Source organism: Terriglobales bacterium (assembly GCA_035937135.1).
In the GTDB taxonomy this organism is placed as follows: Bacteria; Acidobacteriota; Terriglobia; order Terriglobales; family Acidobacteriaceae; genus DASYVL01.
Genome location: DASYVL010000019.1, coordinates 1 through 9,556 on the forward strand (window position 1 = coordinate 1; position 9,556 = coordinate 9,556).

Genomic DNA, 9,556 nt, shown 5'->3' on the forward strand with positions numbered 1-9,556 from the left:
GTCCTTCTTTTCGTCCTTCTTTTCGTCTTCCCGCACCGCTGACTTAAAGTTGCGGATGGCTTCTCCCAGGCCCTTTCCGACCTGCCCAAGCTTACTAGGGCCGAAAATCAGCAATGCGATAACCAAGAGGACCAAAAGTTCAGGAAAGCCTAGTTTGCCGCCAAACATTCGAGCCTCCAACCGTTTTCATCTTCGCGTGGCTATTTTAGCAGACCGAGGCTTTCCTCTGCGTAGCGCGGCAACCTGGAGCCCAAGCCGCTGGGGCTATTTGGCCTGCGTTCTCCGGTAACTGAAGCGGAAGCCGCGCACCGCCTTGCCCGATTCTCCCCGCGTGTTGTAGTCGAGCTGGTAATCCACGTAGGGCGCGGCGGCGGGATAGCTGTGGTCCGCGGGATAGGGATAGCGGCCCATGGCGTGGTAGGGCAGCGGCTCGACCGTCTGTCCGTGGAAGGCGTAGAAGTCCATGTCCTTCTCGAAGCCGTCGGCGAAGAAGAAGTAATCGCGCGTCCAGCCGGCGGGCGGAGCAGGGAGAGTTGTGGGGTCGAACTCCAGCGCGACCTCATCCCCGGAGCCGAAGATGACGAACTTGTCCTCGGCCTGGGTGAGCAGAGGAAGCACGTCACCATAGCGGGTGTAGTTGCCGGCGGCGCGGGCGTAAGGACCGGTCTGGCTGGCGTCTTCGTAGTCATAGGTAAAGTCGCTGCGCAGTTTGCCTTCGATGACCCGCGGATATCCGTGGAAGGCGAGGCGCGCCTGCGCCAGCGGTACTTCGCTCACGCGGACGGGAATCTTCTCCTGCGTCGTGTCGATGAGGATCTGGTCCCAGTAGATCTCGAGATTGGTGACGATGCGGATGCGGCGCGTGCCCGCGGGCAGGCGGCCGGAGAGGTCGGCGACCATGGTGCGGGCGAGGCCCGCGGGGAATCCCATGTCGTCCACTACGCGCACCCAGCGGCCGGCCGAATCTTGTGCCTCCACGTAAGGCGCGATGGGCGACATGCCCGCCTGGTAGGCCGCGTACATCGAGTTGGCGGTGAAGTACTCGATGAAGCCGTGCAACAGCAGGCGCAAGGGCCCGGACTGGTAGGGAGCGCCTAGGTCGAGCTCGAGCGTGTGCAATTCGGTGAAGCCGGCGAACCCGGCGGGCTTGAATCCGGTGACGTACTGGTGGTCGCGGTGAAGCAGTTGCGGCAAGACGTTACGGCCCTGGCCGTCCCAGGCGCCGGCCGGAGGGCGCGCTCCGCGGCTGGTGATGACGGCGAAGTCCGGGAAGGGAGGCGCGCTGAGGAAGCGCTCGTTGGGATAGACATCGGCGTCGGCGGGATGGTCCACGGCCAGCAGCTTCACCTGGTCGAGATAGACGACCTCTTCCATCGGCTCCATGAAGCGGAAGCTCAGGCGGCCGTTGCGCAGCCGGGCGCGCGCGCCCTCGACCTTCACGTACTCCGTGGGATCGAAGTCGTTGGTCTGGCCGGGCGCGACCCAGTGGCCGACCACGCCGGCGCCGATCATGTCCGCAACCAGTTCGTAGCGCTCGCCGTTCCAGACGAACAAGGTCGGACAGGAGCTGCCCCTGCGGTCGATCTCTTCGATCACGTGGCGGCGGCCGGCGGCGAGCTGTACTTCGTCCTGTAACACGCCGGTGGGCCACAGGAGGCGGACGACGTCGGCTTCCGTCGCCTGGCCGAGTCCGGCGACGATTTCCGGTGCGCTCTGCCCCAGGTAGCCGGAGGAGCTTTGCACCTCCCAGTGCTGTCGCATGGCGCCGGCAAAGACCTCGACTTTGGTGCCGATGGCGCTCTTATTGTCGGCCAGGCCTTTGAGGGCGATGCACAGCGAGTGATTGCGATTGCCGCCATCGTTGCGCAGCAGCACCGGCGGGCCGCCATTCTGGGTGATGAGCAGGTCGGTGTCGCCGTCACCGTCGTAATCGGCGGTGATTACGGCGCGCGGCTGATTGAGCTTGATGGCTGTCAAGCCGGTGGATTCGCTGACATCCTCGAAGCCTTTGCCTCCCAGGTTGCGCAACAGACGGATCTCCCCTTTGCCGTCCTTCTCGCCAACGGCGACCAGGTCGATCCAGCCGTCGTTGTCGTAGTCCACAGCAGCGATGCCCCAGGCCCGCGTCCAGTGCAGGTCCGGGAGAGGGACCCGCTCAAAGCGACGGCCCTCGATGTTGCGCCACAGACTGATGCCCGGGGAGCCCCAGTGGGTGAAGGCCAGGTCCGGCCAGCCATCTTTGTCGAAGTCGAGAACGACCACGCCGGCCGTGGCCTCGGGCGGCGCGCCCGTCCACGGGCTGATGGAGTCGAATTTTCCCTCGCGCGGATTCAGATAGACCATGGGTGCCTTGCGTCCGCCGGTCACCACCAAGTCCACGGCACGGTCGCGGTTGAGGTCGGCGATCGCGGCACCAATGCTGGATCCCGAGCCGCCCAGGCCGGTGGCCTCGGTGACGTCGGTGAAGGTGCCGTTGCCGTTGTTGCGCCAGAGAACGTTGTGAGCATTGGCGAGCGTCGCCACGTAGAGGTCGAGGTCGCCGTCGTGGTCGTAATCCACAAAGGTCAGTCCAAGGGGGTTACCATGCGTGGTCAGGCCTGCCGCCTTGGTCACCTCCGCGAAGTGGCCGTTGCCCAGGTTGCGGAAGAGGGCGACATGATCGCTGAAGCTGATGGCGAGATCGGTCTTGCCGTCGTTGTCATAGTCGCCGGCTACGCAGCCTAGCGCCAGACCGGAGACGCGCAGTCCGGCGGCGCGGGTGACGTCCTGAAAGCGCCCGTTGCCGAGATTGCGATAGAGCTTGAGGCCGTCGTTGGGATTGCCGGTGGCCAGCAGCAGGTCGCTGCGGCCGTCGCCGTCGTAGTCGAGGAAGCAGGCGCCGGGACCGAACTCTGCTCCCTGAGCTATTGAGGAGGTGGAAACCGGCTTGCGTTCGCCAGGGGTGGCTTGCAGCCCCGCCTGAGCGGTTGCGGGAACGAAGCGCACCCGGATGGCCGGCCCGGCGGCGACCGCTTCTCCCGCGACTTCTTCGGCCAGCGAGTACTTCCCCTGCTCGCCGTAGATGAGGCTCATGGGCGCGCCGAGCTTTTCCTGGGTGAGCTTTTCGAAGCGAGCCAGGTGCTGGCGCGACTTCTCCCCCTCGCCCAGACGCTGGTAGGCGCGCGCCAGGCCGAACTCCGCCGAGACGTGGAAGGGCGCGAGCTCGAGCGTGCGCTCAAACTCCGTGACCGCCTGAGCGTGCTGCTTCTGCTGTAGATAAAGAGTGGCGAGGAAGTAATGCGTGTCCGGGTCGACGGGATCGAGTGCGGCGACCTTGCGGAAGGCGTCGAGGGATTCCTCGGCCTGGCCCACATTGCGGTAGAGCAGGCCCAGGTTGTACCAGCCACGCGCGCTCTTGGGGTCGCGGTGGACCGCCTCCAGCAAGATGGTCTTTGCCGGCTCCGGGCGCTGTAGGTTGAGCAGCGCGATGCCCTGGTTCAGCCGGGCGGGGAACAGCGCCGGGTCGAGCGCGGCTGCTTGCTCGAACATCTTCAGCGCTTGCTCCATCCGCTGCTGGTTCATGTAAGCGACGCCCAGGTTGAGCAGGCGCGCCGCCTTGGTGGTGGGGGCCTCGGCAGGCGCTTTTCGCGCAGGGACTACGGCCGGACCGGACTTGGCCGAACTTGCCGACACGAATATCAGACAGGCGAGACCCGCCAGAAATAACGAACGCCGTGGACCGCGATTGGTCATCGTGCCCACTCCATGGGCGGTTCCCGGAAGCCGTGCTCGCGCTCGACCGCCGCGGCCACCGCCAGCACGGACTCTTCCTCCCAGGCCCGGCCGACAATCTGCACGCCGATAGGCAGGCCCTCCGGTGATCGTCCCACCGGGACGGAGGCGCCGGGGAATCCCAGAAGGTTGAACCAAGCAGAGTAGCTCATGGCGTCCAGGTAGCGCACCGTCGTGCCGTTCACCGGCCACTCGCGCTCTCGGTGGCGGAAGGCGGGTACGGCGCACACCGGGCAGAGCAGGATGGGGAACTGCTCCATCTGGGAGAGGATCTGAGCGCGCACCTGGTCGCTCTCCAGCCAGGCGGTAAGCAGCTGCCCGTCGGTGAGCGGAGGTTCGGCCGCGACCCAGCCGCGGAATTCGGTGAGCATGGGACTGAGCTCCGCTTCGTGGCCTGCCAACATCGGCCCCAGCAGCATGCCGCCCGCGACACCGAAGAACGTCCACCACAGCCGGCGCGCCTTTTCCAAGCCTTCGGGGCGGAAGGGAACCACTTCGAATCCCTGGCTGCGCAGAGTCTCCGCGGCAGCCTGGACGGTCGCGCGCGTCTCCGGCGTGACCGGAGTGCGCCCATCGTCCTCAAAGAAGCCAACGCGCAGCTTGCGCGCGTCGACGTCACTCACCGGGCGCACGGGCACGGGAGCAGAGGCGATGTCGGCGGGATCCGGCCCGGCGGTCGCGTGGAACATGAGCTGCAAGTCGGCGACGGTGCGAGCCATGGGGCCGACCACGCCGAGCCGCGTGAAGGGTCCGCCACTGGGCGGGAAGTGACCGGCGATGGAGATGCGGCCGGGAGTGGGTTTGAGGCCGCAGATGCCGCTAAAGTGCGCGGGCACGCGGATGGAGCCGCCGCCGTCCGAGCCCACGCCCGCCGCCGAGCAGCCGGAGGCGATGGCCGCGGCCTCGCCGCCGCTCGAGCCGCCTGGAGTGCGCGTGAGGTCCCAGGGACTGTTGGTGCGGCCGTAGAGCAGGTTGTCGGTCTCCCAGGCCATGAGGATCTCGGGGGTGTTGGTGGTGCCCAGCACGATGGCGCCGGCGGCCTTCAGCCGCTTCACCAGGGACGCGTCTTCAGCTCCTTTGCAGCCGGCGCGCAGCTTGGTCCCCGCTTCGAAGGAAAGCCCGGCAACTTCGATCGAGCTCTTGATGCTGATGGGGACGCCGTGCAGCGGTCCCAATCCACCGCCGCTCGTGACCTGCACTTCGGCGGCGCGCGCTGCCTCGAGAGCGCGCTGCGCGTCGAGGGAGACGAAGGCGTTCAGTTTGGGATTGAGCCGCTCGATCCGCGCCAGATGCGCCTCGACCAGTTCGACGGGAGAGACCTGCTTGCGGCGGACCTGCTCGGCCATCTCCGTGGCGGACAGGCGAGTCAACTCGCTCATTTTGCCGGCTCCAGAGAGACGGCGAAGGCGTCAAGCGAGAGCGACTGGAGCAGGTTGCGCCGCATGCCGCGCTCGACCTCGTTCAGGCCCTGAGCGGCGGCGGCGATCCACGCGAAATCCACGCGCGCGGCCAGGGCGGTCAGCTCCGCAGTCGCGTCGGTGTTGCGGACGAGCTGGGGCGTGCCCGAGCGCAGGAAGAGAAGATCTTCCAAAAGGGAATAGAGAGTGCGCAGGAGCTGCTGGGTTTTCTCCTTGCCCTCGCCGCCACGATAGGTTCCGGTGACGCGGAACAGGGGAGTGTGGTCGTCACCGGCGGCGGCGGAGCGCAGGATGGCGAGCGCGTCCTCGCGGGCACGGGTGTAGGAGGCGAGGTCGAAGCCGAGCGCGCGGCCCACGGCGCCTTCCGCCAGCCGCGCTACCAGGGCGCGCTGTTTGGCGCTCCACTGCGGGCGCTGGGTGGCCAGGTGCGCCTCGAGCTCCGATGCAGGCAGCGGCGCCAGCGCAAGCGTCACGCAGCGCGAGCGGATGGTCGGCAGCAACTCCCCCGGGTTCTCCGTCAGAATGAATAGCGTTGCGTACTCCGGCGGTTCTTCCAGAACCTTCAGCAGGGCGTTGGCGGCTTCCTTCATGAAGGCGGAGGACGGGAAGATGTACACACGCTCGCGGCCCTCGCCGGGGCGGAAGTAGATGGTCTCGATGACGCGGCGCACCTGGCCGACCTTGACCAGGCGCTGCGGTGGGTCAGGAGGGATGATGAGCACGTCGGAATGGGTCTGTACGAAGAGGCGTGTGTCCTTGCGATCGGCCTCGCGCAGGGCTTCGCGGGCCTCGACGGCTTCGGCGAAGCGCGCGTCGAGGTCGTCGGCTTGGGCGATGCGGAGGCAGTTGGCGCAGTGTCCGCAGAAGTCGGGCGCCCCGGAGGGAGGCGCGAGGCAATTCATCGCCTTGGCCAGCATTTGCGCCAGCGTGTACTTGCCGGCGCCGCGCGGACCGGCCAGCAGAACGGCGTGCGGGAAGCGCGCGGCGGCCAGCATCTCCCGCGCCCGGCCCACCGTTTCGCTGTTTCCGTAGAAATCCTGAAAACCCATGGTTCGCCGTGGTCGCTAGGCAGTCTTTGCGGTCCGGAGCAGGCGGGTGCACACCGCCTCGACGATCTCGCTATGCACGGTTTCGACAGGCCGCCGCGCGTCCAGCAGGACCACCCGCTCCGGCTCTCGCTTGGCGATGGCCAGGTAGGCGTTACGCACGCGCTCGAAGAATGCCCGGCTCTCCTGCTCGAAGCGGTTTTCGTCATGAGGACCGGAGGCGGCGGTGTTGCGGCGGTGGGCGCGGGCCACGCTGGCCGAGACTTCGGAATCCATCAGCAGCGTGAGGTCGGGCTGGATGCCGTGGCAGAGGATCTGGTGGAGCTGGTGTACCGGTTCGATGCCGACCTTGCGGCCGCCGCCCTGGTAGGCCTCGGTGGAATCGGTGAAGCGGTCGCAAAGGACGAAGTGGCCGGCGGCCAGCGCCGGCAGGATGACCTCGTGCAGGTGCTGGGCGCGGGAGGCGAACATCAGGGCCAGCTCGGCCATGGGCGCCAGACCGGCGGTGCGCGAGTCGAGCAGCAACCCGCGGATGGTCTCGCCCGCCGGGGTGCCGCCGGGCTCTCGCGTGAGGACGACTTCGAAGCCCCGGGCGCGCAGCACTGCCGCCAGCTTGCCCAGTTGCGTGCTTTTGCCGCAGCCGTCCAAGCCCTCGATGGTGATGAACTTGCCGCGCACCCTGGCCGCCATCGGGCCATCATACCATCCGCGGAAGGCGCGAGATTCCCGGCCGGAGTGTGCTAGACTCCGCATTTTCCGCCCGCTTGTTCGCATGCGTCTCGGCGACGACATTGACGACTATTGCTCGCGCTGCAAGCGCAGCACGGATCACTCGGTGGTGTCGCTGGCCGGGGAGAAGGTGCAGAAGGTGCGCTGCCGCACCTGCAACTACGAGCACACCTACCGGCACAACAAGGGCGGCAAGAAAGAAATGACCAAGAAAGAGGCGTTTGACCAGGTGCTGGCCAGCGTTATGGGAACGCAACCGGTGGAGGAGAAAAAGAGCGGGCGGAAGAAGTAGCCAGCCCGCCGATGCTTCGGCCGTCACAGAGCAGTTCAAGTCACTCAGGTCCCCCAAGTCCAAGACCCGGAGAATGAAAATGAAGACCTCTGCAGCGTGGAAGGTGCTGGCGCTGTGTGCTCTGTTGTTGCTGGCGTTGCCGGCGATGCCAGCGCGCAATCCGCTGAAGCCCGAGCCGCCACCCTCCATCACCATCACCGTGGACGCGAGCGAGGCGCCGCGCCACATCCTGCACGCGCGGTTGCTCATCCCAGCGACTCCGGGCGAGATGACGCTCTACTATCCCAAGTGGGTCCCGGGCGAGCACGGGCCTACGGGACCGATCGCGGATCTGGCGGGTGTGAAGTTTGCGTTCAACGGTCAGCCGCTGCCCTGGCGTCGCGACCTGGTGGACATGTACGCCTTCATCGTCCAGGTGCCGCAGGCCGCCACGACGCTCGAGGTGACGCTCGACTTCCTGCTACCTTCGCAGGGGATGTTCTCCGGCGGCGCCTCGGCCAGTGCGCAGATGGCGGTCCTCAGTTGGAACCAGGTGCTGCTGTATCCCAAGGGCTGGACCTCGGACGAGCTGACCTACTCCGCCACGCTGCGGCTGCCCCTGGGATGGAAGTACGGTACGGCGCTGGATACGGCGAAGGAATCGCCGCAGGGAGTGGAGTTCGCTCCCGTCTCGCTGACCACGCTGGTGGATTCGCCGGTGATCCTGGGCGCGCACTACCGCGCGGTGCCGCTGGCCGCGGGGGAGACGCCGAGCCACGAGATCGACATGGCGGCCGACAGCGAGGCGGCACTTGCGATCTCCCCCGAGACCCGCGAAGCCTATAACCAACTGGTTGCGGAGACGGGAGCGCTGTTCGGCGCGCGGCACTACCGGCACTATCACTTCCTGCTCTCGCTCAGCGACAACGTGGCGCACTTCGGGCTGGAGCATCATGAGTCGAGCGACGACCGCATCGGCGAGCGCTCGCTGGTGGACGAAGACTTGCGCAAGGCTTCCGCAGGCCTGCTGCCACACGAGTTCGTGCACACTTGGAACGGCAAGTACCGCCGTCCCGCCGACCTCTCCACTCCCGACTTCCAGCAGCCGATGAAAACCGACCTGCTGTGGGTGTACGAAGGCCTGACGCAGTATCTGGGCGACATCCTGACGCCGCGCAGCGGGTTGGAGACGCCGGAGCAGTACCGGGAAGACCTCGCCCTGGTTGCGGCAGACCTCGACAACCGGGCGGGGCGCACCTGGCGTCCGCTGGCCGATACCGCGGTGGCCGCGCAGATCCTCTACGGCACGCCGTCGGAATGGTCGTCCTGGCGGCGCGGCGTGGATTTCTACGACGAAGGCGACCTCATCTGGCTGGAGGCCGACGTCACCATCCGGCAGCTCACTCACGGCCAGCGCTCGCTCGACGACTTTTGCCACCGCTTCCACGGCGGGCAGAGCGGCCCGCCCCAGCTCAAGACGTACACGTTCGACGACGTGGTGAAGACGCTCAACGATGTGGCGCCCTATGACTGGAAGACGTTCCTCACGGCGCGGCTAAACTCCACCAGCCCGCGCGCGCCGCTGGGCGGGATCGAGGGCGGCGGCTGGAAGCTGGTGTACAACGAGACGCTTCCCGGGCAGCTTCAGGCGCGGGGGAGCGCCAAGCAGTACATCGACGTCAGCTACTCGCTGGGCTTCCGCATGAGCGATGACGGAGCCGTGCTCGACGTCCTCCCGGGAACTCCGGCGGCCGAGGCCGGCCTGGCGCCGGGGGCGAAGGTCTTGGGCGTGGACGGCCACCGCTGGACGCATTCCCGCTTCCCCAATCTCTTGCGCGAGGCGATCCGCGCGGCCAAGGGCCGCTCCGAGCCGCTGCGGCTGCTGGTGGAGAACGCCGACTACTACAAGACCATCGAGATCAACTACCACGGCGGCGAGCGCTATCCCCATCTGGAGCGCGACGCCTCGAAGCCCGACCTGCTGAGCGAGATCATCAAGCCGCACGCGACGAGTGGCCCCTAGTGTCTAGAAACTCTATGAGTTGGGCATGTCCGCGGTGCGATCGGACCTTTCGTCAGGTCAATCAGCGTCACGCGTGCGGGGTCGGCAGCGCTGCTACCTTGCTCAAAGGTAGGCCACCGGCACTCACCGATCTCTACCGGAAACTCGAGACCACCGTAAGGGGCTTTGGCAACGTGGAGGTAGTCACACGCAACCGGTACGCGCTGTTTCGGACGACACGCATCTTTGCGGACCTGACGGTAATGCGGGATGCGTTGCGCGTGGTGATTCACCTCGGCCGCAAGGCCGGCGCACCATA

At 66.7% G+C, this 9,556-nt stretch carries 7 protein-coding genes; 2 read left to right on the forward strand and 5 right to left on the reverse strand.

From position 1 onward, the window contains the following. The 5 genes from tatA to tmk all read right to left on the reverse strand — a co-directional run. Positions 1–168, reverse strand: a 168-nt coding sequence (gene tatA, locus VGQ94_00840; protein HEV2021053.1) for a twin-arginine translocase TatA/TatE family subunit, incomplete at its 3' end; no start/stop codon positions are given. 96 nt (positions 169–264) lie between these two features. Further along, positions 265–3,672, reverse strand: coding sequence for an FG-GAP-like repeat-containing protein (locus VGQ94_00845; protein ID HEV2021054.1), 3,408 nt, complete (start codon positions 3,670–3,672; stop codon positions 265–267). A 56-nt stretch (positions 3,673–3,728) separates the two neighbouring features. Continuing rightward, positions 3,729–5,150 (reverse strand): amidase, encoded by a 1,422-nt coding sequence (locus tag VGQ94_00850; protein HEV2021055.1) that lies wholly within the window; start codon positions 5,148–5,150, stop codon positions 3,729–3,731. Then, positions 5,147–6,238, reverse strand: coding sequence for a DNA polymerase III subunit (locus VGQ94_00855; GenBank protein ID HEV2021056.1), 1,092 nt, complete (start codon positions 6,236–6,238; stop codon positions 5,147–5,149). Before VGQ94_00855 ends, VGQ94_00850 begins: the two co-directional genes overlap by 4 nt. 15 nt (positions 6,239–6,253) lie before the next feature. After that, positions 6,254–6,925, reverse strand: a complete 672-nt coding sequence (gene tmk, locus VGQ94_00860; protein ID HEV2021057.1) for a dTMP kinase — start codon at positions 6,923–6,925, stop codon at positions 6,254–6,256. Between the two features lie 82 nt (positions 6,926–7,007). Between tmk and VGQ94_00865 the strand changes: the two genes are divergently transcribed. Both VGQ94_00865 and VGQ94_00870 read left to right on the forward strand, forming a co-directional pair. Next, positions 7,008–7,256: a hypothetical protein gene (locus VGQ94_00865; GenBank protein ID HEV2021058.1), complete on the forward strand. Its 249-nt coding sequence runs from the start codon at positions 7,008–7,010 to the stop codon at positions 7,254–7,256. Positions 7,257–7,335: 79 nt separating this feature from the next. Then, positions 7,336–9,258: a M61 family peptidase gene (locus tag VGQ94_00870; GenBank protein ID HEV2021059.1), complete on the forward strand. Its 1,923-nt coding sequence runs from the start codon at positions 7,336–7,338 to the stop codon at positions 9,256–9,258. The last annotated feature ends 298 nt before the right edge of the window (positions 9,259–9,556 follow it).